Origin of the sequence: Rossellomorea aquimaris, assembly GCF_008180865.1 — a bacterium.
Lineage (GTDB): Bacteria > Bacillota > Bacilli > Bacillales > Bacillaceae_B > Rossellomorea > Rossellomorea yichunensis.
Map to the genome: position 1 here is coordinate 792985 of NZ_VTEX01000002.1, position 24149 is coordinate 817133.

At 43.5% G+C, this 24149-nt stretch carries 24 protein-coding genes; 7 read left to right on the top strand and 17 right to left on the bottom strand.

Annotated features, from left to right (window positions below; all coding sequences use genetic code 11):
- Positions 1-50: 50 nt before the first annotated feature.
- The 10 genes from FZC88_RS11515 to motA form a co-directional block, all read right to left on the bottom strand.
- Positions 51-968 (bottom strand): pseudouridine-5'-phosphate glycosidase, encoded by a 918-nt coding sequence (locus FZC88_RS11515; protein WP_187443611.1) that lies wholly within the window; start codon positions 966-968, stop codon positions 51-53.
- 34 nt (positions 969-1002) lie between these two features.
- Entirely contained in the window at positions 1003-2097 is a 1095-nt protein-coding gene (locus tag FZC88_RS11520) for a carbohydrate kinase (protein WP_148994971.1), read from the bottom strand.
- A gap of 120 nt (positions 2098-2217) precedes the next feature.
- A complete protein-coding gene (locus FZC88_RS11525; protein WP_148994972.1) occupies positions 2218-2526 on the bottom strand; it encodes an antibiotic biosynthesis monooxygenase family protein in 309 nt (102 codons plus the stop codon).
- 1 nt (position 2527) lies between these two features.
- Positions 2528-3478 carry a siderophore ABC transporter substrate-binding protein gene (locus FZC88_RS11530; protein ID WP_148994973.1) on the bottom strand — a complete coding sequence of 317 codons (951 nt, stop codon included), beginning with the start codon at positions 3476-3478 and terminating at the stop codon, positions 2528-2530.
- A gap of 19 nt (positions 3479-3497) precedes the next feature.
- Positions 3498-4259 (bottom strand): iron ABC transporter ATP-binding protein, encoded by a 762-nt coding sequence (locus tag FZC88_RS11535; RefSeq protein WP_148967391.1) that lies wholly within the window; start codon positions 4257-4259, stop codon positions 3498-3500.
- Positions 4256-5206: an iron chelate uptake ABC transporter family permease subunit gene (locus FZC88_RS11540; RefSeq protein WP_148994974.1), complete on the bottom strand. Its 951-nt coding sequence runs from the start codon at positions 5204-5206 to the stop codon at positions 4256-4258. The genes FZC88_RS11535 and FZC88_RS11540 overlap by 4 nt, the downstream gene beginning before the upstream one ends.
- On the bottom strand, positions 5199-6149 hold the full coding sequence (locus FZC88_RS11545) for an ABC transporter permease (protein ID WP_148994975.1): 951 nt from the start codon (positions 6147-6149) through the stop codon (positions 5199-5201). Before FZC88_RS11545 ends, FZC88_RS11540 begins: the two co-directional genes overlap by 8 nt.
- Positions 6150-6388: 239 nt before the next feature.
- A complete protein-coding gene (locus FZC88_RS11550) occupies positions 6389-7780 on the bottom strand; it encodes an alanine/glycine:cation symporter family protein (protein WP_148994976.1) in 1392 nt (463 codons plus the stop codon).
- Between the two features lie 357 nt (positions 7781-8137).
- Complete coding sequence (motB, locus tag FZC88_RS11555) at positions 8138-8929, bottom strand: flagellar motor protein MotB (protein ID WP_148994977.1); 792 nt, start codon at positions 8927-8929, stop codon at positions 8138-8140.
- The gene (gene motA, locus FZC88_RS11560) at positions 8916-9707 is read right to left on the bottom strand and encodes a flagellar motor stator protein MotA (protein WP_113968680.1); all 792 of its coding nucleotides are present in this window, start codon (positions 9705-9707) and stop codon (positions 8916-8918) included. Before motA ends, motB begins: the two co-directional genes overlap by 14 nt.
- Positions 9708-9900: 193 nt before the next feature.
- Between motA and FZC88_RS11565 the strand changes: the two genes are divergently transcribed.
- Complete coding sequence (locus FZC88_RS11565) at positions 9901-11367, top strand: methyl-accepting chemotaxis protein (RefSeq protein WP_148994978.1); 1467 nt, start codon at positions 9901-9903, stop codon at positions 11365-11367.
- A gap of 48 nt (positions 11368-11415) precedes the next feature.
- Entirely contained in the window at positions 11416-11601 is a 186-nt protein-coding gene (locus FZC88_RS11570) for a histidine kinase (protein WP_148994979.1), read from the top strand.
- Positions 11602-11638: 37 nt separating this feature from the next.
- Here FZC88_RS11570 and FZC88_RS11575 read toward each other — a convergent pair whose 3' ends face one another.
- Complete coding sequence (locus FZC88_RS11575) at positions 11639-12016, bottom strand: DnaJ family domain-containing protein (RefSeq protein WP_148994980.1); 378 nt, start codon at positions 12014-12016, stop codon at positions 11639-11641.
- 201 nt (positions 12017-12217) lie between these two features.
- Between FZC88_RS11575 and FZC88_RS24015 the strand changes: the two genes are divergently transcribed.
- Positions 12218-12388 carry a hypothetical protein gene (locus FZC88_RS24015; protein WP_187443193.1) on the top strand — a complete coding sequence of 57 codons (171 nt, stop codon included), beginning with the start codon at positions 12218-12220 and terminating at the stop codon, positions 12386-12388.
- 153 nt (positions 12389-12541) lie between these two features.
- Here FZC88_RS24015 and hmpA read toward each other — a convergent pair whose 3' ends face one another.
- Positions 12542-13756: an NO-inducible flavohemoprotein gene (gene hmpA / locus FZC88_RS11580; protein WP_148994981.1), complete on the bottom strand. Its 1215-nt coding sequence runs from the start codon at positions 13754-13756 to the stop codon at positions 12542-12544.
- A 161-nt stretch (positions 13757-13917) separates the two neighbouring features.
- Between hmpA and FZC88_RS11585 the strand changes: the two genes are divergently transcribed.
- Positions 13918-14376, top strand: a complete 459-nt coding sequence (locus FZC88_RS11585; protein ID WP_148967382.1) for an RrF2 family transcriptional regulator — start codon at positions 13918-13920, stop codon at positions 14374-14376.
- Positions 14377-14525: 149 nt separating this feature from the next.
- Here the strand turns inward: FZC88_RS11585 and FZC88_RS11590 are convergent, their stop codons facing one another.
- On the bottom strand, positions 14526-14918 hold the full coding sequence (locus tag FZC88_RS11590) for a hypothetical protein (protein ID WP_397541184.1): 393 nt from the start codon (positions 14916-14918) through the stop codon (positions 14526-14528).
- A 234-nt stretch (positions 14919-15152) separates the two neighbouring features.
- On the opposite strand from FZC88_RS11590, the gene FZC88_RS11595 reads away from it, so the two are divergent.
- Positions 15153-16385 (top strand): aminopeptidase, encoded by a 1233-nt coding sequence (locus tag FZC88_RS11595; RefSeq protein WP_148994982.1) that lies wholly within the window; start codon positions 15153-15155, stop codon positions 16383-16385.
- A 344-nt stretch (positions 16386-16729) separates the two neighbouring features.
- On the opposite strand, the gene FZC88_RS11600 is transcribed toward FZC88_RS11595, so the two are convergent.
- The gene (locus FZC88_RS11600) at positions 16730-17311 is read right to left on the bottom strand and encodes a DUF6944 family repetitive protein (protein ID WP_148994983.1); all 582 of its coding nucleotides are present in this window, start codon (positions 17309-17311) and stop codon (positions 16730-16732) included.
- 188 nt (positions 17312-17499) lie between these two features.
- Here FZC88_RS11600 and FZC88_RS11605 point away from each other — a divergent pair, with 188 nt between their 5' ends.
- A complete protein-coding gene (locus FZC88_RS11605) occupies positions 17500-18789 on the top strand; it encodes an MDR family MFS transporter (protein ID WP_148994984.1) in 1290 nt (429 codons plus the stop codon).
- A gap of 39 nt (positions 18790-18828) precedes the next feature.
- Here FZC88_RS11605 and FZC88_RS11610 read toward each other — a convergent pair whose 3' ends face one another.
- Both FZC88_RS11610 and FZC88_RS11615 read right to left on the bottom strand, forming a co-directional pair.
- The gene (locus FZC88_RS11610) at positions 18829-20412 is read right to left on the bottom strand and encodes a hypothetical protein (protein WP_148994985.1); all 1584 of its coding nucleotides are present in this window, start codon (positions 20410-20412) and stop codon (positions 18829-18831) included.
- Position 20413: 1 nt separating this feature from the next.
- Positions 20414-21625, bottom strand: coding sequence for a hypothetical protein (locus FZC88_RS11615; protein WP_148994986.1), 1212 nt, complete (start codon positions 21623-21625; stop codon positions 20414-20416).
- A gap of 394 nt (positions 21626-22019) precedes the next feature.
- On the opposite strand from FZC88_RS11615, the gene FZC88_RS11620 reads away from it, so the two are divergent.
- Positions 22020-22148 carry a YflJ family protein gene (locus FZC88_RS11620; RefSeq protein ID WP_079530789.1) on the top strand — a complete coding sequence of 43 codons (129 nt, stop codon included), beginning with the start codon at positions 22020-22022 and terminating at the stop codon, positions 22146-22148.
- Positions 22149-22219: 71 nt separating this feature from the next.
- Here FZC88_RS11620 and FZC88_RS11625 read toward each other — a convergent pair whose 3' ends face one another.
- Positions 22220-24046, bottom strand: coding sequence for a solute:sodium symporter family transporter (locus FZC88_RS11625; RefSeq protein ID WP_148994987.1), 1827 nt, complete (start codon positions 24044-24046; stop codon positions 22220-22222).
- Between the last annotated feature and the right edge of the window lie 103 nt (positions 24047-24149).

The window sequence follows — 24149 nt, forward strand, 5'->3', positions numbered from 1 at the left end:
AAAAAACCCGGGCATGACCATCTGCCCAGGTTTCACCAATTTTTACACCATTAGAAGGTTTCCACCTTCGCAAGCTTTGCGAAATGAACCGCAATATCCGCCCCCACAAGAGCATTGTTCTTTACAAGTGCAATATTCGCTGTAAGGCTCTTTCCGTCTGTTAATTCCTTTACTTTCCCCAGGAGGAATGGCGTTGCTTCCTTTCCGGTAACCCCTTGTTCTTCCGCTTCGTTTAACGCTCTTTCTATGATTCTATTCATCTCGTTTTCATCCATGGCATCCCGGGAAGGAATCGGGTTAGCTACCACGACGCCCCCCTTTAATCCAAGATCCCATTTCGCTTTTAAAATGTCTGCCGTCTCTTCGGTTGTCTCAACTTTATAGTTCACTGAATAAGGGCTGCTTCGTGTGTAAAAGGCCGGTAAGGAATCCGTTCCGTACCCTAAAACAGGTACCCCTTTCGTTTCCAGATATTCCATCGTCAAGCCTATATCCAATATGGATTTAGCACCTGCACAGACAACGGCCACGTTCGTCACAGCAAGTTCTTCAAGATCCGCCGAAACATCCATGGTCACCTCTGCATTTCTGTGAACACCACCAATGCCCCCTGTCACGAAAACCGAAATATCAGCAAGCTCTGCACAGATCATGGTAGCAGCAACCGTAGTCGCTCCGTCCTTTTTAGAAGCAAGGATATATGGGATATCGCGGCGACTTGCCTTGATCACGCCTGTCGCCTGACCTAAATATTCAAGCTCTTCATGGGACAACCCAATCTTGATTTTCCCGTTCAGAATAGCAATCGTTGCGGGAACGGCCCCCTTTGAACGAATGATGTCCTCTACTTCACGGGCGGTTTTCACATTTTGTGGATAAGGCATTCCGTGAGAAATAATCGTTGATTCCAATGCCACAATCGCCTTACCTGTCTTTCTTGCTTCTGATACTTCCTGCGAGTATTCCATATATGAGTTGATATTCACGTACATTTCCCCCTAATCAATAGTAATGACTAAACTCTTGTTGAAGCAAGCTCTTGTTCAACGTTGGTGCCACCGTAAATTTGGATTGCAGTGTAATCGACGAGCAGATCACCCCGATCCGGCAGGCTCCGTCTGTATCGGATCCTTTTAAATAACCGAATAATATTCCCGCGACAAGGGCATCTCCCGCACCGGTCACGTCAGCAACTTCAACCTTCGGAGGCAGAACGGCTCTCGCCTCTTTATAAATAGTGTAATAGATTAACCCCTGATCTCCCCGGGTAATCACGACCCTTTCCGCCCCCCTTTGAGTGATGGCTTTAGCAGCTTTAAAATAGTCACCCTCTGTCTCAATCGTCATTCCTAAATACGTTTCCGCTTCCCCTTTGTTGCATATGAACCAGGAAACGCCTTCCAGTGATGCTGGCAGCTTCAACACTTTCGGTTCAGAAACCGGGATGATCGTAAGGGGCACCCCCTCCGTTTGGCACCGTCGAATGATATACTTGAGCACATTCTCTGGAAAATTGGTGTCGAGCAGCACCATTTCCGATGAAGAAATCATTCCCCACCTCTTATCAACAAAACCGATGTCAACGCTTTCATAAATGTTCATATCAGCAAGGGCAAACAGCATTTCCCCACGTTCGTCCAATATGGCGGAGTAAGCCCCGGTGCTTTCATTTAGAAGTCGCTGGGATGCGGATACATCGGCATACGACTTCGTTTGAGATAAAAGCCAGCTTCCTTCCGTATCTTCTCCTACAGCTGTTACCAAATTGGCCTGTTTTCCTAACCGTCCTAAATTCTCGGCAATATTGCGAGCCACGCCACCACTGGATTGCTCTGTTCTAGCAGGGTTTGATGTTTCAGCAATCAACTTTCCGTCCAACTGAAGCTTCCGGTCGATATTCGCTCCCCCGATGCACGTGATCCCGTTTTTCTTCGGAAGAACATACGCACGCCCCATGATTTTCCCCTGCTTCACCAGATTCGAAATATACCCCGCAACGGCTGAGCGTGACATCCCGCTTCGCTCGGACAATTCCTGTTGAGTCATAAATGGATTTTCCTCAATATACGTCAACAAAAGCTTTTCTTTTTCGTTCACAAGCTCCCACCCCTATAAAGAAAAATAACTTTTGTTAATATTCTAAACTTTTGTTTAAATTTAGACAAGATGGAAAATAAAAGAAAAGCGTCCCGATATAACTCAGGACACTTAATTTCATTATTTACTTGCCTTTACCTCATACACATGTTGACTCGATTCAAGAATATGGTCGGGTTTAGGCTTGCCGGCACTCGCTTTATGACCTGCAATATGCTCAGGGCTCTTCTCCCAATTTTTCCAATCCGCTTCCGACTCCCATTGAATCATGACAATCACTTCTTCGTCGCCGCGGCGGACTTTTTTGACGAGGACCTTTAAGTCTATAAACCCTGGCTGCTTTTCAATCAATCCCTCACCAGAAAACCTTTCAACCACTTTAGATGATGTTCCCTCTTTCACTGCCAGGCTCTTTATTTGATAAAACATATTATAAACCTGCCTTCGCATCTTCAACCATTTGTTTCATCGATTGAAGGCCGCCTCCTGAAAGGTACCATGGGCCACCATTCAGATATACGATTTTTTCCTTTTTGTAGGCGTTCGTCTTTTGTACAAGTTCGTTTTCAATTGAATCTTTGACGCTTGCGTTAGGATCAAATGCAGCATCACGGTCGATCACAAACAGTACATCTGGATTTTGTTCCAATACATATTCAAACGTAACATTTTGTCCGTGAGTGGATTCTTCTATGTTTTCATCAGAAGGCTTGAATCCAAATACATCGTGAAGAATTCCGAAACGTGATCCCGGTCCGTATGCACTTACTTCTCCTTCATTCCCCATCAAGATCAATGCTTTGCTATCAAGGCCTCCAGTTTTCTCTTTAATGCCGTCGACCTCTGCTTGAACATCCTCTAATTCCTTCTTCATTTCATCTTCTTTATCAAAGATTTCTGCAATGGTTTCCATGTTATTCGTGAACGATTCCATGTAATTGGTATAATCCGTTTGAACATACACAGTCGGAGCGATTTTTGCGAATTCTTCATACATTTCCGATTGGCGTGCAGAGATAAAAATCACATCCGGCTTCATCGAGCTGATCGCTTCAAAATCCGCCTCTTTCAAACTTCCTACGTTCGTATAGTCTGAGCTGCTGTACTTTTCCAGGTAAGGAGGAATCGTTGCTTGCGGTACTCCCGCTACTTCCACTCCAAGTTCATCTAACGTATCAAGAACACCGAAATCAAACACGACTACCTTTTCAGGGTTTTGTTTCATTTTCGTTTCGCCAAGCTCATGCTTGACTGTAACTTCTTTCGATTCTTCATTTCCACTGGAATTCTTCGCTTCTGTCGTTGATTCTTCCTTTGAACCGCACGCTGCCAAAACTAGTAAGACTGTAAGTAATATTGTTATTAATGACCATTTTTTCATTTTCTTTTCTCCTCTTTTTTTATGAATTAAAATAAACACAAATCCGATTGTCATTCATCTGTTGCACAGGAATATCCATATCATAGATTTCCTTTAATGTTTGGGTTTGTATGATGATATCTGTTGAACCTTCTCGAATGACCTTTCCGTTTTTCATCGCTACGATTCTGTCTGAATACACAGAGGCAAAGTTAATGTCATGCAGGACGATGACGACCGTCTTTCCCAGGTCATCTACTAATCTGCGCAGAATTTTCATAATCTGGACCGAATGCTTCATGTCCAGGTTGTTCAGGGGTTCATCCAGGAGAATATAATCGGTATCCTGGGCGATGACCATGGCAATGAATGCCCGCTGCCTTTGCCCACCTGATAATTCTTCTAAGTAGTTCCCCTCTAAGTCCACCAGATTCATATAATCAAGCGCCTGGTTAACTGCCCTCTCATCATCTTCTGTCAATCGTCCTTTCGAATAAGGAAATCGTCCAAACGATACCAGTTCCCTCACCGTCAAACGGACGTTAAGAAAGTTGGATTGCTTTAAGATCGCGACTCTTTTGGCAAGATCGTCTGAATTCATTTTCCTGAGATCGGCCTGATCCAGTATGATTTCACCACTATCTGAATCTAGCAAACGGCTTACCATTGATAAAAGGGTAGACTTCCCGGCACCATTCGGTCCAATGAACGAAGTGATTTGACCAGGTTGAATCGTGACAGTCACGTCTTCAACCACCAGCTTTTTCCCGTAAAACTTGGACAGCCCTCGAATGTGTATCATTTGGCTTTACTCTCCTTTAACAAAAGATATATAAAGTACATTCCTCCGATGAAGTTCACAATCACGCTTAGAGTCGTGGAAAACGTGAAGATCCGTTCTACCGCCCACTGTCCGCCGACGAGGGCAATGACACTCATCAAGCTCGCACCGGTAATGAATATGCTATGTTTGTAGGTCCGAAAGAATTGGTATGCTAAGTTCGCGACAATCAACCCGAAAAAGGTAATCGGCCCGACCAAGGCGGTAGAAACAGCAATGAGCACAGTTGCAATCACCAGCATACGACGCACCATTTGATCGTACGGGACGCCAAGATTAATGGACATTTCCCTTCCCAATGACATGACATCCAGGTAATGGATCTTTCTCCAGCCAAACATCATCACGATGGTGACAACGAAAAGGGCAAGCCAAACCAGATCTGCATTAATGTTATTAAAACTCGCAAACATCTTATCCTGAACCATTAAAAATTCATTGGGATCAATCAACACTTGCAGGAATGTGGTGATGCTTCCAAAGAATGTACCAACGATGATTCCGATCAACAATAAAAAATAGATTGGTTGATTACTATGACGGAATAATAATTGATACAGGATAAGAGCAAATACAATCATGGCTGTAATCGATAATAAGAAGTTTATATTCTTGTTTATGACAAGTATGTGATCCGATCCCAGGAAAAAGATCATTACTGTTTGAAGAAGGAGATAAAGAGAATCAAGCCCCATAATACTCGGTGTTAAAATCCGATTATGTGTGATCGTTTGAAACACGACCGTTGAATAGGCGATCGCGACTCCCGTAATGACCATGGCAAGCACCTTCATCCCCCGCCGAGGCAGTGCATAATCATAGCTTCCATTTAGCTCGTAAAATAAATAAACACCACAGAATAATAGAGAAATCCCCAGTAAAATAAGCATTTTCCAACGATTACGCATATGCCTTCCTCCTTACCAGCAAGTATAAGAAGATGGCACTGCCGATGACCCCAACCATTAAACTGATCGAAATTTCATAAGGGTAGATGATGACCCGACCCAAAATATCACAGACAAGAAGGAAGATGGCTCCAAGTAAGGCCGTATGAGGTAATGTCTTCTGTAAGTGATCTCCTTTAAAGATGGAAACGATATTGGGTATGATCAACCCCAGGAATGGAATCATCCCGACGGTCAATACGACTGTCACCGTGATGAGCGCAACGAGAACGAGACCAATATTCACTATTTTGCGATAAGAAACACCAAGGTTCTTTGAGAAGTCCTCCCCCATCCCGGCGACAGTAAATCGATTCGCATAAAGATAAGCAATGATCATAATGGGAATGCTTATGTATAAAAGTTCATATCGACCTTTCATGATTAATGAGAAATCACCCTGCAGCCATGCCGCCATATTTTGAATCACATTTGCCTTGTAGGCAAAAAATGTTGTCACCGAAGATAACACATTCCCAAGCATCAACCCGACGAGGGGGATAAAGACTGCATCCTTGAACTTGATCCGATCGAGTATTTGCATAAAAAGCAGCGTGCCGGCTAACGCAAATGCAAAGGCAACAATCATCTTCTCAAGTATCGAGGCATTCACAAAAACAATCATCGATACAAGGATCCCAAGCCTGGCAGCATCTATGGTTCCGACTGTCGTAGGGGATACGAACTTGTTTCGACTCAAGCTTTGCATGATCAAGCCCGCGATGCTCATTCCCGCACCAGCAAGTAAGATCGCAAGCAATCTCGGTAATCGACTGATGAGAAAAATCTGTGTCTCTTCGGATTGAAATTGAAGTAAATCCATCGGTGTAATATGGCTCACTCCTACAAATAAAGACAGGAGTGAAAGCAAGATGAGCGTAATAAAAAGGTAACGTTGTTTCATGACTATCCCCAAAACTTTCATTGATTTTTATTGAATATCATTGATATTGAAAATCATTATCAACTAATACAAACCTATATTACAATAAGGTTTCAAGAGGAGTCAACAACTAAATGAAAATCATTATCACTAATTCCATAATCATCCACAACTGAAAAACGGCTCGAAATACGCAGTACAGTTAGAATTACATACAAAAAAAGACTTGCCCTCCCTCTCGGAAAAACAAGTCTTCTGGATTATGAGATTTTCTTTTCTTTTACCTTGCCAGTGTCTTTCATGTAGTACTCATCCGACGTAAAGAATTCATGAGTAAGCCTCTTCACTTCTTTACTTAAAAGAAGGACCGCAATGATATTCGGAATTAAGATCGCTGCAAGGGCTAAGTCAAGGAATTGCCAAATGACTTTTGCTGCACCAACCGAACCAAGGACAATCGCGACCGTATAAACAATCTTGATCCCCTGTGCTGCTTTGTAGCCAAATAGGAATTCTGCCTGCTTTGCTCCATAAAAGACGATGACGATAATCGTTGATAGTACGAAGAAAATCAATGAAATCGTAACGAGGATTCCACCAAATTCCCCGAAATAACTGGAGAAAGCTTCTGTTGTTAGTGCTGAAGGGTCATCCAATGCATTTTCAGCAGTCCAAACCCCTGAAGATAACACGACGAACGCCGTTGCTGTACAAACGATGATCGTATCAATCACGATTCCAACGATTGCCCATAGCCCCTGCCTGACAGGGTGATCGGTTTGTGCAGCAGCATGGGCAATCGGTGCCGTTCCTAGTCCTGCCTCATTGGAATATAACCCACGTGCAAATCCCCAACGGATCGTCTCAGCCACTGCCACACCGGCGAACCCACCCATTGCAGACATTGGTTGAAATGCGTTCGACAGAATCAGACTGAAGAATTCCGGCACTGCATCAATATTCATAAATAGGATGACCAATGCGCTTCCTACATAGATCAGAGCCATGAACGGTACAAAGATTTCCGTCACTTTACCTATACGCTTTATGCCACCAAATACGATTAATACAACGATGAGGGCAACGACAATGCCCGTGATGAGTCCATCCACATTGAATGTTTCTTCTACCGTGGATGCCACAGCATTCCCCTGCACCATCACACTTGGAATCAGCTCGATCATAAGGGCAAAGGCGAACCATACACCGAGCCACCTCATGTTTAATCCTTTCGTCATGTAGTACATGGGACCGCCAACAAACTCTCCCTTTTCGTTCTTCTCACGATAGCGGACCGCAAGCACACTCTCGGAAAACTTAAGGGCCATTCCAATCAAGGCAATCACCCACATCCAGAAAACAGCTCCCGGCCCACCAAACATGATCGCTGCCGGTACCCCGACAATATTCGCTGCCCCGATGGTGGATGATAGAGCCGACGTCAAGGCCTGCAACGGCGTCACCGTTCCTTCGCCCTTTGGCTTCTTAAAAACGCTCCCTATCGTTTGCTTAAATATGTAGAGAGGATAGCGAAATTGTATGAATTTCAATAAAAATGTCAGGTACAAACCCGTTGCACCCAGGACAATGATTAATGGAGGTCCCCATAACCATGCCGAAACTTTACCTATGATGTCAAAAAACGTATCCAATCGTGCTCCTCCTTTTTAGTAGAGGCAGTGGCTAAGGTTTGGAATTCTTGATTGGGGCAGGCCTAAATGATCGTACAAATGTATGTATAATGCCTTTGTCTCCTAAATGAGATCCCTGTTCCTGAAAAATTAGCCACAGCTTCTAAATGGTTTTTCAAACTTTTCCCTAAATTTGGTTGTGTGAAACATTTTGTTTGAAAATTGGAAAGTATGAGGATGATATATTTGGTGAAAGTCTATTAAAGTGAGTTTTGGCAGGGGGTTCCATTCGACAAAACCCGTTCATTTCCCCGGAAATACGGCAACTTCTGACCAATAAAAAATCTGCAGCCAACTTCTGACTGCAGATCCCTGTTCTTATTCTGAAACCCTGGGCAGAATCAATACTTCCACCCTGCGGTTTTGTCCCCGACCTTCTGTTGTAGAATTGTCGGCAATCGGTTCAAATTCTCCAAATCCTTTAGCGCTGAACCACTGGGGATCAAGCTTCGGATTGTCCAAAATGATTTTCATAAAATTGACGGCCCTCATGACGCTCAGTTCCCAGTTGGAGTCATATTCCGCATTACTGATAGGCACGTTGTCCGTGTGACCGCTAATGATAATGTTCCGAGGAGGATTCATTTCAAGCAGTGCCGATAGTTCACTTGCCACACTCAGGTCACTTCCCTGGACTGTGGCTGATCCCGAGGCGAATAGCACGTTGTCCCGGATTGTAAGAAGCAACCCTTCATCGGTAAGCTTCGTGACGAATTGAATCTCCAGATTATTCGTTTTGATATACTGATTTATTTTTTCCTGAATTTCCTTTAACTCTTCCTGATCCTTCAGAAATGCCTGCTTTTCAAGCTCTTCCTTACTTAATTCCTTCTCTTTTTCCTCATCATTCCCTGAAGATGCTGCCTGTTTGCTTTCCTGATCGCTCGACTGCTGAGGTGCTACGGGACTGGGATATTCCATCATTCCGGTCCCACCGGTGAATATTTCACTAAACACCTGGGAGAGTTCCCTGAATTTTTGAGCGTCCACTGAACTTGACGCATAAAGCACGATAAACAGGGCCAGTAACAGAGTTAGCAAATCCGCGTAAGGTATCAGCCAGGACTCGTCCATATGCTCGTCGTCATGTTTCTTCTTACGCCGCCTCATCCTCATCCCCCTTTAACAACAATAATCGTTCACTTGCCGGTAAATAGGATGCCAGCTTCTGTTCGATCACCCGTGGAGATTCTCCCTCGATGATCGACAGTATCCCTTCTACCATCATCATTTTCATCTGAACTTCACGCTTTGACTTACGCTTCAGCTTGTTGGCAAATGGGTGCCAAAGAACGTAACCCGTGAAGATACCGAGGAGCGTTGCAACGAATGCCGCAGAAATGGCGTAACCAAGTTCATCCGTATTGTCCATGTGACTGAGGGCCGCAATAAGTCCAATCACTGCTCCAAGTACGCCGAGGGTCGGTGCATAGGTACCCGCTTGAGTGAAGATGAGCGCCCCGGCACTGTGTCTCTCTTCCATGGCATCAATTTCTTCATGCAGCACATCCCTTATGTAATCAGCGCTTTGTCCATCCACCGCTAATGAGAGTCCATCCCTCAAAAAAAGATCATCGACTTCCTGAGTTTTGGCCTCAAGTGCAAGCAGTCCTTCCTTTCGGGCAAGATCTGCCAATTGGGAGAAAAATTGAATCGTTTGTTTCGGGTCCTGCAGTTTTTGTTCTTTAAACAGTATGCCGAATAGCTTCGGTACTTTTTTAATTTCATGGGTTGGAAAGGCAATGGTCACTGCTGCCACTGTCCCAAGTAAAATAATCAATATGGCTGCAGGATTAAGCAAGGCAACAGGGCTTACTCCTTTGAAAACCATCCCCACTCCAACCGCTATCAATCCTAAAATGACTCCTATCAAAGACGTCTTATCCATCGATCGCTCCACCTTACTCTTCGTAGTCTACTACTAATATCGGATGGAACTTCTAATTATTGAGAGGTAAAAGAGTTCAAAATTTTCTCTTAAATTACCGTAAACCGTTATGAAAGCGCAACTTATTTTAGTCGATATATGTAATATATAGGTATTTATATTAAAGGAGAGAACCATCATGACCCCAAAGTAATTGAAAGAAGTCGATAGTAAAAGGAAAAACCTGCTGCTCCTGATCACATATTCCATAAGTCTGATCGCAGCCCTCACGTATTCCATCATTAATGAGTCAGGGATCATTACCGTAACCGTATTCGCTTCACAGATCATCATTCTGGCCTCATATTTCATTGTGTTGCAATTAATGTTGAAAAAGCCACATTCCTTTGTGTATTTCAGCATTCCTACTGTTTATGCCATCATCGGAATCTGGCTTTTTTTAGAAGGGGCCAATCCAAACGAATTAGTCATCTTATTATTTTTGGCTGTCATCAGTGCGATTCATTTTAATCCAGTGATCTTTGGGATCGGGTACGGGTCAGGACTCGCCTTATTCATCTTAAATGGTGCCCTTGCACCTGCAAACGACCCGATTTTCAAAGAATTATTCATTCCGGCTTTGCTTGTATATGTACTATTGGGGACGGTCCTTGGAGTGGTGATCCACTTGAACCGCAATCAATTCAAGCAGCTTCAGGAATTTATCAGAATGACAGAAAGCGAAGGCATGAAAAAAGAAGAACAACGAAACTTTCTACAAAAAGAATTAGCGAACATCTCTACAAGCATTCATCAAATCAACGAACAGATACAAACTCACCTGGTCTCACATGATGAAATGAGAACGGCTGTAAATGAAATATCAGCAGGAAGCGTCACACAAAGCGATCAGATTAACAACATCGCTGCTTTTTCCGAAACGACGATGAGTAAAATGGAGGAAGTTTCGAAGCTTTCAAACAATCTCACTGTCCATTCCACTCAAGCGAATTCCATTGCTGTGTCAGGCAGTGAGCGTGTCACTTACTTGCAGGAGAACATGATTGAGTTGAAGAATATTATTGAAGGCCTTCGTCAAACGTTCAGCGAACTAACAAGTAAAATTGAAGAAACAAATACGTTCATTGGAAGCATTCAAGATATTACGGATCAAACCAATTTGCTCGCTTTAAATGCATCCATCGAGGCTGCGAGAGCAGGAGAAGCCGGGCGGGGATTCAGTATTGTAGCAGATGAAATCCGGAAACTGGCAGAGATTACACGAAATACTGCCACGCGTATTAACGACAATCTTGCCTCCGTTAACTCAGTGAACTCTTCTGCTGTCGAAATCATGAATCTCAGCTCAGAAAAGCTGGATGAAAATGTCGGGGCAACCGGTGAGGTAACAGAGTATTTCACGACACTGCGTGAAAAGCTTGCTTCCCTGTCAAACGAGTTCAAGACCTTAACTTCTACGGCATCTGAAGTAAGTGGCCAAACAGAAGAAGCTGAGCTATCGACGAAAGAGCTTGCAGCTGTCATTCAACAGACCTCTGCAGGGCTAGAGGAAATCAGCGCTACCATTGAAACCCTTCATGGCGATAACCGTATGATTGCTCAATATGTTCAAGAAACCGCCACAAGTGCCGAACGGATTCAACGCAGTGTCGACGTGTAAAATATGATAAACTAAAAGCATCATTAGAGTACTAAAGGATGTGGCACCTTGAAACGAAGAATCATCATGATGATTCCCATCATGTTTATCGTAGCCGTGGTAGCAAATTGGATGCTCGGCAAAGGATACGCTGAAATCCCTTCCGAAGCCAAAACCATGATCATCATTGGAGCGGCACTCTTATCCGGTGTGATCTCATTTTTCTTATTTAAAGATGAGCCCGAGAAGAAATAAAGAAACACCACTTTCTTTGTCGAAAGTGGTGTTTTCATTATTTCAGGAGCTTATTTTCAATTTTATGTTCATAATTTTTGAATAGTGAACCATTCGTTTTGATTCTTTTCTTTGAAAGCATCGCGTTGTATTTGAGCATGTTTTCACTCAGGCTTTTTTTCAGCTCCTGCTTCTCCAGGTCATCATCACATACCCGTAACAAATCTTCAATGCGCATCATTTCTTTTTTTACATTCATTTCATCCGTTGTATACCCTGCATTCTTCATCATCCGATGGGCCATCTTCAACTCCTGGGGCACTCCTAAATCATCATCTAAATTAAGCGGTTTACCAAAACCCGGCAGTTCTTTAAACTCGCCATCCTCATAAGCCTTCTTAATCCGTTGCTCGGACATGATCATCGAAAAATCCAATCCTACCCCTCCTACTCCATACTCAGTGGACGCGGCTGGTCTTTGACGTATCGATTACTACCCACTTGTTACCATTAGTATATCCAAAGTACTCCAGGATTGTATGCATAAGATACGTCTATTTTCTGACAAATCCCCTTCACATATTTTCGTATGAGCTGGAAAAACTACCTGTATCACGGATGAAAAGGAGTGGCTGACATGGCACGTGGAAAATCGTTCGAATCTAAGAAAAAGGGACATCCAGGAAACTTCCCTCAAAATAGCGCACCAGAGGGAAAACACTCAGAAGACGCAGCCGGGGATGAAGAACTGATTGTGACCCAGGAAGCTTTTAAAAACCGGGTGGATGAAGACGAACATCGTCTGTAAATACGAAAACGCCAGGAAATCCTGGCGTTTTCTGTTTGATTGGCTGAAAAATCAAAATGTGAAAGGTACGAAAAATTAGTTATATTTTCAATTACATCACTTTTATTTTCAACTTTCCCATTATATTTTCAAATCCAGTACCTGAACCGCTTTTTACACACTCACACTTTCCTTCTTCGATAAGTCCATCGCCGGTCCAAAGAACTCGAAGTGTATGTTAGATTCAGGAACTCCCATTTCCTTCAGCGTTGAAATGACAGCTTTCATAAATGGCGCCGGCCCGCACACATAGCATTCCGTTTCTCCATCCACATATTGTGTAAGGATTTCTTTGTTCACATACCCTTTAAAATGACCTTGAGATTCGTCACGGGGATTTTCGTACACATAGCACGCTTCTCCGTTCATTAATTCTTCCATTACACCGTCTACTTCAATTCTAAAAGCATGGACCCCTTCATGTTTGCTCGCATGAATAAAGGCAGTCGGGCGTTCCGGTTTCGTTCTCGCCACCGTTTCAAGCATACTCATCATAGGCGTGATTCCGACACCTCCGCTTATAAATGCAACCGGTGATTCGGCATCCGCTAAATAGAAATCGCCTGCCGGTGCACTGACTTCAATTTCACTTCCTACAGCTAATTTGTCATGTAAGAAATTAGACACTTTCCCTTGAGGGTCGAATTCCGCTTCTCTTTTAACAGAAATTCTGAAGACGTTCTCCATTGGCGCACTTGATAAACTGTACTGACGAATATGGGTGAACTCTTCACCAGGAATGGATAGCCGTACAGAAATATATTGACCCGGCATGTAGGTTGGGACATTGCCCCCTTCTTTTGGTTGAAGATAGAAAGAGGTTATACTATCGCTTTCCACTACTTTTTTCGCGACGATAAACGGTTTAAAGTCTCTGTATCCGGCATCTTTGTTCTCCGTTTCCTTGTACATCTCTTCTTCTACATCAATAAATACCCCCGCGATGACACCGTATGCTTCTCCCCACGCTTCAATGATTTCATCTGTCGCCGCGTCTCCAAGAACTTGCTTGATGGCTTGAAGTAAATGCTCGCCAACGATCGGATAATGCTCAGGCTTAACGCCTAAACTTCTATGCTTGTGCGCGATTTGCTTTACAACCGGCAGGATCATCTCGAGCTTATCGATATTCTGTGCAGCTGCATACACCGTATTGGCTAATGCGGTTTGCTGTCTGCCCTTTTTCTGATTGGCATGATTGAAAATATTTAGTAATTCCGGATGATTAGTAAATAAATTTTTATAAAAAGTGGACGTAATTTCCGTTCCTTTGACTTCTAACACTGGCGCAGTCGATTTCACGATTTCAATGGTTTTTTGAGATAGCATATTGGTCACCTCTAAAGATATATTTTAAATACATCTTTAGCGTACTCCCCTTTTCACCACAAAGCAATATACAAAATACATCTTTAACAAAACAGCCACATTTAGACACAAACATGCTTCCTTCTGTATAATAAATGTATCGGATCGGAAAGGTGAGATAAATGAGACTAACTTTATACACTGACTACTCACTGAGAGTCCTAATCTTCCTGGCATCAAAACCAAAAGAAGAACTCTCTAATATAAAAGAAATCGCTGATGCGTACAGCATCTCAAAGAATCACCTGATGAAAGTGACGTATGAACTGGGGAAAAACGGTCTGATTGAAACGATCCGCGGCAGAAACGGCGGTATCAAACTAGCACAATCCCCGGAAGATATAAATATCGGAAAACTTGTCCGGACCACAGAAGAAGACTTCCACCTTGTCGAATGCTTTGACGCCAAGAACAACAGCTGCGTCATCACTCCAGTCTGCGGACTTAAGCATGTACTCGGGAAAGCGTTAAACGCCTACCTCTCTGTCCTTGACGAATACACCCTGGCCGATTTGATCCAAAACCCGATGGACTATCGGTTCCTATTTCAAGAACAGAAGCAGGATGAAGCTTCCACCTAGTTATGAAAACTCCTTTCCATTTCAATGGGAGGAGTTTCTTGTTTGGGACGGAGTAGAGTCAGGCGCGTTTTATCCAGGTATAACTTATCCACAATTAACTCACACCCATTCAAAAAAGCCTGTTTTCCAACTGAAAACAGGCCCCTCTCCTACTTCTTACTCTCACTATATTTAAATGTCATGAACACGAATAGGAAAAAGCTGAGTAATAACGTGCTTCCTCCTACTATATAGAAGACCATCGTGAAGCTTCCCGGCAGGTTAAATGGATTTAAGTTGTACATCCACATCCCAAGGGTTAATCCGATTGAACCGATAATCGCAGTCCATACGTGGGCAAATGCCAGTTTCGAAGATTTCGGCACTTGATAGGAACGATAATAAGAAGAATACGCAAATAAGCTTAACCAGCCCACTACTAAAATATGAGCGTGAATGGGTTTAAATGCATAGGATCCCGCTCCTGCCATATGAGACCCGAGAAATGCTCCAATAAACCCATAGATGGCGGACATTCGTAATAAAAGGACATTCCACGGCACTATTTCTTCCCCCTTTTTTATCTGAAGTATTGCTTCAATCATTATAGTATAGTTTCCCCGTGGTTCGCTATGTTTCTTGTTTGGATGCCACAGAACGTTCATTTTCAATGCACGAAACAAATACTTATCCCTTCTTTCGCATACGATAGAAAGATGGGTGTAAACACTTGCAAACGGTGCCCGCACTGATACAATAAGAATGTAATAGAACATTCTGAAAAAAGGAGATTACATATGTCTAATTACCAACAAAATCTTGAGAAATATGCTAGTCTGGCTGTTGAAGTCGGCGTCAATGTTCAAAAGGGACAGACACTTGTCATCAACACGTCCATCGATTCGGCAGAATTTGTCCGCTTAGTGGTAAAGAAAGCCTATGAAGTTGGGGCTAAGCATGTCTACGTTAACTGGAATGATGATGTAGTGAACCGTACGAAATATGATCTTGCTCCCGACGAAGCATTCCAGGAGTTCCCACAGTGGAAAGCAAGAGAAGTCGAAGAGCTTGCTGAAGGCGGAGCTGCATTCATGAGCATCGTATCTTCAAGCCCTGATTTGCTTAAAGGGGTAGATCCAGACCGCATCTCAAACTTCCAAAAGGTAGCTGGAAAAGCAATGTCCAAATACCGTCAATTCATTCAATCGGACAAAGTGAGCTGGTGCGTACTGGCTGCCCCTTCGAAAGACTGGGCTGCAAAAGTATTCCCGGAAGCTTCTGAAGAAGAACAGGTGGATTTACTTTGGGATGCAATCTTCAAAGCAGTCCGTGCCGACCAGGCTGATCCTGTCCAGGCATGGAAGGATCACGACGCAAATCTTCACGAAAAAGTGGAATACCTGAACGAAAAGAACTACAAAAGGCTTCACTACACGGCACCGGGGACGGACCTTACAATCGAGCTTCCTCAAGGTCACCTGTGGGTGGGAGCTGGAAGTGTGAACGAACAAGGAACCACTTTCATGGCGAACATGCCAACGGAAGAAGTATTCACGGTTCCATTAAAAACTGGTGTGAACGGAACTGTATCAAGCACGAAACCACTTAGCTACGGTGGTAACGTGATCGATAACTTTACGATTACATTCGAAAACGGCCGTATTGTGGATGTTAAGGCTGAGGAAGGCGAAGAAATCTTGAAGCGCCTTGTGGACACAGATGAAGGGTCTCATTACCTTGGGGAAATCGCCCTTGTCCCTCATCAATCCCCAATCTCTCAATCGAATGTGTTATTCTACAACACATTATTCGATGAGAACGCATCAAACCACCTTGCGATCGGAAATGCCTATGCATTCTGTATCGAAGGCGGAAAGAAAATGAGTGAAGAAGAGCTTGAGAAAAACGGTTTGAACAACAGTATCACACACGTTGATTTCATGATCGGTTCTGACAAAATGAATATCGATGGAGTGAAAGAAGACGGCTCGACTGAAGCAGTATTCCGCGATGGCGGTTGGGCGTTTTAAGATATGACTGTGGAGGATCCCGGAAGGTGGCTTGGCTGCCTTTTGGGATTTTTTTATGGGGGTGAGGTGGGGATTGGAAGAAAATCGCTTGACTGAGCGCTCAATCCGTTGGGTGTAACTGGAAAAAGAGGCATATATTGAAATTTTGACGCAATAAATTTAAAACATGACGCATAAAGCAAAATATAGACGCATAAAATTATACTTTGACGCAAAAAGCCTGAAAAAAGACGGAATTCTCTCCTTTCGATCGGTGTATCCTTCTCCCATCATCCTATAAACCTTCCATTCACAATGTTATTAGCACATTTTCGAAACAAATACTCCTCTTTCGTTTAAAAAGCTCACCCATACTGCTTCGTCAACGCAATGGCTGCAATCGTCGCACCCGCTGCCTGGGCATAGCTTCCGAATGCGGTGACCTGCAGTCCGATTTCCTTCATTTCGTTTAAAATATAAACTTCTCCTATCGCTTCAATTGCTGCTCCAAGGGATTGAAGTGAATTTCCGGCTGCAAGAAGATTTGAAAACTCCCGAGTACCCAACGTGGCCCCATAGGCTTCCAGTCCTGCCCCTAAGGATTGGATGGTGTCTCCAAAAATATCAAGGTTCAATCCTTCCAATTCTCTTCCTGCGAATTGGAGTTCAGCTGCTGCAACGTTTGTTACGTTTCCTGAAGCCTGAATCCAATCACCGATCACTCTTAACGTTTCTCCAAATGAACCGTCCGAGACTTTTTCCGCTCCCACCCCCTGAAGTGCATTTCCTGCCGCTTCAAATCCGTTTCCGATGGAGACCAACCGAAACCCGAGAGGCTCTTGACCGGATCGTTCTTCTTGTATGACCATGGTTTCGCCAATTGCTGCAATCACCGTTCCGATCACCTGCGTCCAAGCACCAGTAATAAGGATAAGCCTATCGATCACCTCCACCCACCGTTCCTTTCCCATTCAATACTTTTAATGTATTCAGAAAGGAGAAAATGGTATCTTTAGTCGCTGCTTCATCATGAGTAAATATTTTGTAAATACCAGTTAAATCAGTCTTGTTTATTTTGTCCTATCGAGCTATGATATTCTAGTTCATCTAGCGGTTCATGAGGGGAGGAATATAGATGAGAATTCGAGATTGGGACCGTAATTTAAAGGTCCGGCTGTTTGGGGAAGCAGCGATTAACATTACGTTCTGGATGTTCTTTCCGTTTTTGACGATTTATTTTACAGAGTCATTCGGAAAGCAGACAGCAGGATTATTATTGGTCCTTTCACAGGTATTCGCCGTACTCGCGAATCTGATGGGAGGCTATTGCGCAGATCGCTTTGGGCGAAAGCGTATGATGGTCATTTCGGCCTTCGGACAAGGCTTTGCCTTTCTAATCTTTGGCCTTGCCAGTTCACCGTGGCTCGATTCAGCCATGATCGGTTTTATCTGTTTTAGTTTGGTAGGAGTATTTGGCTCGTTTTATTGGCCTGCAAGTCAGGCGATGGTGGCCGATGTAGTGGATGAAAAGGACCGCAGTCATGTGTTTGCAGTCTTTTATACGTCCATAAATATCGCAGTGGTCGTAGGACCGATCCTTGGAGGGATTTTCTATGTTCATTACCGTTTCGAGCTGTTAATTGCCGCTGCGCTTATCTGCATGTTCCTAGCTCTTCTTTTATATAAAATGACGAGGGAAACAGCACCTCTAGACACTAGTAAGCTACTGGTGACAGAAGGAAAAAAGAAAGCCTGGCATAATGTGATATCAGATCAGATAAAGGATTACAGTGTTATTTTTAAAGACAAAACGTTTTTATTATTCATATTAGCAGGGATTCTCGTAGGTCAAACGTTTATGCAACTGGACCTGCTGATTCCAGTATATATTAAAGATGTGATGGATCAGGCCACTCTGTTCAGCTTCGGGGACTGGTCATTGACCCTTGTGAGTGAGCAGGTATTCGGTTTGATACTATCTGAGAATGGATTCCTGGTTGCCCTTCTTACGGTGGTCATCACGAGATGGATCACGAAATTCCGTGAGCGCAATGTGTTCATCCTATCCTCAGTCATCTACGCCGTTTCAATTTTTATGTTTGGACAAACAAGCTCGGTTTGGATGTTTGTGATTGCCATGGCGGTGTTCACATTCGCAGAGCTCATGACAGCGGGCATCCAGCAAAGCTTTGTTTCAAAGCTTGCACCGGATCATATGCGGGGGCAGTACTTTGCCGCAGCCAGCCTGCGCTTCACAGTCGCGAGAACGATCGCACCTCTATCCATCACCCTCTCACTTTATGTAGGGTATGATTGGACGTTTATCATCCTTTCGATTCTTGCTCTTGTGAGTGCCGGACTCTTCTTCATCATGTTCGAACGTTTTGAAAAAGAAGAATTGGAATTGAAGAAAGCTGTTCAATAAAAAAAGGAATGATCCGCAATGGATCATTCCTTTACTTTTTTACTGTCCTAAATCAAAACCTTCATCATCAGACTGTAGCATTGTATTTAGACCTAGATCTGTCGAAAGACCAAGGTTGAACTCAGAGTCTGAAGAATCTTCATTCTCCCATTGAGTGTAGCTTGCATCTGCATTTACACCAAGGTTAGACATTAGAGAAGATTCATCTTCTTCATCAGAAGACAAGAATCCAAGAGTTGTATCTGTACCAGCATTTAATCCGGCACTCGTATACTCTTCTTCATCAGAATCCATTGATTCAGCCCATAGTCCCGCTTCCACTGCGTTCATGACAGTAGCAGCAGTTTGTTCGTCTTCATCGTTCGACATAGCACCCAGCATCAGGTTATTCGCTGCGTTTGTTTCAAACTTAGAATAGTCGTCGCTGTTTTCAACAGTCGTCATGACAGAAGTATCGTTCATAGTTTCTACTTTAGCAGAATCAGCATCTTCTTTATCTTCTGTTCCCAATACAAGACCATTTGCAGATTCAGTACCAAATGACGCTTTAGAAGAATCGTCTTCGCTTTCAGCACTTACCCAAACATTTGAATCGGTCATGGCATCAGCCATTAATTTGTTCTCTTCGTCAGATGCAGAAGCATTCAGACCGGAAGTAACGTTTCCAGAAGTAGTAGTGACATAAGAATCATCTTCTTCATTGTACATTGTTTCGTTCATGACTCCAGCGTTAGTTTCCGCATTCACTTCTGCTGATTCGTCTTCTCCTTCAACCGCTGCGTTTACATCCTGTGATGCTCCCGCTTCTGTTGTTGAAGTAGCTGAATCCTCTTCTACTGTTGTTTCGTTCATGACTCCAGCATCAGTTTCTGCATTCACTTCTGCTGATTCGTCTTCCCCTTCAACGGCTGCGTTTACACCCTGTGATGCTCCCGCTTCTGTTGTTGAAGTAGCTGAATCCTCTTCTACTGTTGTTTCATTCATGACTCCAGCGTTAGTTTCTGCATTCACTTCCGCTGATTCGTCTTCTCCCTCAACCACTGCATCTACATCCTGTGATGCTCCCGCTTCTGTTGTTGAAGTCGCTGCATCCTCTTCTACTGTTGTTTCGTTCATGACTCCAGCTTCAGGTTCCGCATTCACTTCTGCTGATTCTTCTTCCCCTTCAACCGCTGCGTTTACATCCTGTGACGCTCCCGCCTCTGTTGTTGAAGTCGCTGAATCCTCTTCTACTGTTGTTTCGTTCATGACTCCAGCATCAGTTTCTGCATTCACTTCTGGTGATTTTTCTTCTCCCTCAACCGCTGCGTTTACATCTGAAGTCGCTTCTGCACCATTATTCCTAGTAACAGAATCATTTTCTTCATCAACGACGGTTTCGTTTACGACATTTGCATCTGCATCAGCACTTGCATCCGTATTTAATTCTTCATCTGATCCGCCAATATTCAACCCATTTAATAGACCATCTTCAGAATCCAGGATGTTGGCGTCTTCTAGTAACCCATCATTGCTGTTAAGCAGTGAATCATTCCCTGCCGCTAAGCTTGTTTGACCTCCGATTGCTAGACTTGCTGCTAATCCACCTGTCATTACTAATGTTCTAAATACGCTTTTTCTCATTTTATTTTTCTCTCCTTTTAAAAGTTTTTTGGTTTATATACTTTTGAAAAGAAGAGATTGCCTGAGGTGGTTGTGACGGTGGTGCGTTTAACCATTGATCATAATAAAGATTCTTTTTCTCATATAAATTGGCTTTTTGGAAGTTGACGGCCATTGCCTGCTGATCCGACACATACCATAAAGATGTTGACCCGGTTACCTGCCCACTTACTCCACTTGTGCTTGAAGACTGACTTGTAGAATGAAAAGTTGTGGTCGTTAGTAGCGGTTCCATCTTTTTGACCGGCGTGAAAGGAAGTTCATTCTGTTTTTCTGACTCTTCCGCCTTGGCACGTTCTTTTTGCTCAACTTCAGCCGGTTTTGTAAGTATCGTTTCATTTAATTGTTTCGCTTTGCTCATTCTGATGGAGCTTTGATCTGCTTTCTCAGCAGATGTTTCGGCTGGAACCTCTTGTTGAAACGGTTCTTTCCGGACATCCACTTTCTCCACTTCGGCATCATCATTCTCTATCTTTGTGTCGACCGAGGGCTCATCCTTCACTTCTGTTTCAACAATCCCAGTGTCCACTTTTACCTGTGGATCCTCGGAAACCTCGACATCGACAATCCCTGTATTCACTTTCACTTCAGGGTCATCTGACAGGTCGACTTCCAATAGAGGCTTATCATCTGACAATGAATCTGAAACAGGTTTGGTTGTTTCTTCCACGGTGTCAGTGACCGTCTTTGTCGTTGAATCCACCGTACCGGTTACTGATTTCGTTGTTTTTTCAACAGTATTTGTAACAGCCTTGGTCGTATTGTTCACCGTTTCCGTTACAGGAGCCGCTGAGTCCCCTGCGATATCCGTAACCGGTTCCGTCGTGTGCTCCACGGTTTTCTTCACCGTGTTTCCGGCGGTCTTAGTTGCGGCATTCACAGTGCCAGTAACTGTCCCTGTTGTACGATCAACCGTATCTGTCGCCGAATCAACCGTCTCGGAAAGCATATTTCCCTTTGAGTGATTCTCATCCTCTGAAGTTGTTTCAGCGGATGGTTTGTCCTTCTCCTCGTCAGGAGCGGAAACGGCTTCATTCACGGTAGTCGTTGCTTTGTCAGTGACCGCGTTGACTTCATTCGTCACAGTGGAGAGAAGTCCCCCTTCTGCCGAAGCAAAAGTAGGAATACTGATGACTCCCAAAAAGAGCAAAGCCTGAATTAGGTGTTTTTGCACTGCGTCTTGTCACCTCCTTCCGATTCAATTGATCGGATGCTGATTTTAAAGGGATGCCGAAACTTATGTACCAGGTACAAACATCATGAATGGTGCCTGGTACAAAATCCAAAAATCGTACCCGGTACACCCTTCATGAATCATGCCCGACACGCGCCCTGCATCCAATTTTCATAAAGCTAACGAAGGTGGTTCACGATTGGATCACTTTTTTTCAAAAAGTTTTGCAGAAAATTTTTAGAAAAGGATGAATCCGAAAAATTTCCTTTACCCCCTTTTTTCATCAAAAATGAGATGTTACAATGTACAACCGTAAGCAATCTTAACGTAGCTCATTCGAAGAGCTAGTCGGAGATTCCAATCAATACTACGCAAAGAAAGGATGTATATTTCAATGCATATCGGAAGCAAAGGCTGGTACGTAGAAGAACTAAAAAAAGCGGGAGTACGCCGCTACGAAGAACGCAAAGTAGAATCCTACAAAAAACACGTTCTTGCAAACCTGTTAGAACGTACAAAATAAGAAGACACAAGAGAGGGACGGACCTCGATTCCTATGACCTGGTCATAGGAATGAAGGTCCGTCCCTCTTTTTTATTTCAGTAGTTTCGAAGAGTAGATCGGATTCAGGTTTTGTTGCAGGGAGTATTTTTTGGTACGGTTTAGTTTGTATGGTTTGTTTTTGAGCAGGTAGGCTTGGTATTTCTTGTTCCAGCTTTTTAGTGACCAGAAGATCAGGCCGGTGGTTGTGACAACCAATCCTCCAGTTGCTGGCCAGAAATAGGTTGAAATGACACCTGATTCATAGGCCAGTCCGATGGGTGAAAAGATGAAATACGTTTGCACTACGGACGCCATGAGCACAATGGACAATGGGATGCTGTATTTCCACGGCATCATATCCACTTTCGGATTATAACGATATTCGTATGGCTTCTTCAATGGCTTCCACCAGCCGATTGCTACCATCAACACAATCTCTGAAACAAACAGGATTCCATATATATGAATAAAGTTAATATTGATAGAGAATCCGAATAAATGGCCTGTTCCCCATACAAGCATATAATACGTGAACACGTGAAGAATGATCACTGTTTTGGCGGCTAAAGCAGGAATGCGTTTTGAGAACACCCCAACCAATAAAACGACGATAATCGGGATGTTAAAGAACCCTGTGAACTTTCGGATCAGATCCCATAAGCCGTCCGTCGCATGAATCAACATTGGTGACACACACATGGAAACGACCGCGAGTGCCGCTCCAAACCACTTACTGATCGAAATTAATTTCTGATCACTGACATCCGGGTTGAACTGAGGCTTATAGATATCAAGTGCAAATAACGTCGCTGCACTATTTAACAGGGAATTAAACGAGCTAAGCACCGCTCCCAGTAACACGGCTAAGAAGAAACCTGTCAGATACCAGGGCAGCACCGCGTTAATCAGTGCCGGATAAGCCAAATCCACACTTTTCAATGAATCTCCATAAAGATGAAAAGCAATGACTCCCGGCAGCATCATCATAAACGGAACGAGAAGCTTATAGAATCCTGAAATGATGACACCCTTCTGTCCCTCTGCCAGATTCTTCGCTCCTAACGTTCGTTGAATCACGTACTGGTTAGATGCCCAATAAAATAAATTCGCAAAAATCATTCCTGTGAAGATCGTGGAAAACGGAACAGAATCAGAAGAAGAACCTATTGAGTTCAGCTTTTCCGGGTTGTTCGTGGCAATCTCCTTTACTCCTGATAAGAAACTTCCTTCACCTAAAGCATAAAATCCTAAAATCGGAACAAGAATCCCGATGATCAAGAGGCCGACCCCGTTTAACGCATCGGAAATGGCAACGGCTTTCAGTCCGCCAAAGATGGCGTAAATGCTGCCGATGATCCCGATCACCCACACAATCACCCAGATCGATTGAGTATAGGAAATACCCATAAGCCCGGGTACATCAAATAATTTCAACACGGCAAGTGCCCCTGAATAGAGCATGGATGGAATCGTAACAAATACATACCCGAGCATAAAGAGAATGGTTGTATACTGTCGAACTCCCTTGTCATAACGTTGATTCAGAAACTCTGGTAATGTCGTGAAGCTTCTTCCTAAATACTTTGGAAGTAAATACAGGGCCATGATGATAATCGCGATGGCGGCGGTCACTTCCCACGCCATATTTGAAAGGTTTGCACGGAAGGCTTGTCCGTTTAAACCGACCAGCTGCTCAGCCGATAAGTTCGTTAATAGAAGAGACCCGGCGATGAACGTACCCGTCAGCCCTCTCCCCGCCAAAAAATATCCTGTCGAATCGTTCAATGATCCTTTAGTCTTAATGTATGAAATCCAAGCAACCAACCCCATAAAAAACACACAAGTCAATAGTGTAAACAGCAAACCACTTTCAAACATGCATCCTCTTCCCTTCATATTTATTACATGTGTTTGTGAAAGTTCCCCAAATGTTATACTGGTAAACTATTATTTTTGTAATTTTGTTAAAAATAGTAATTTA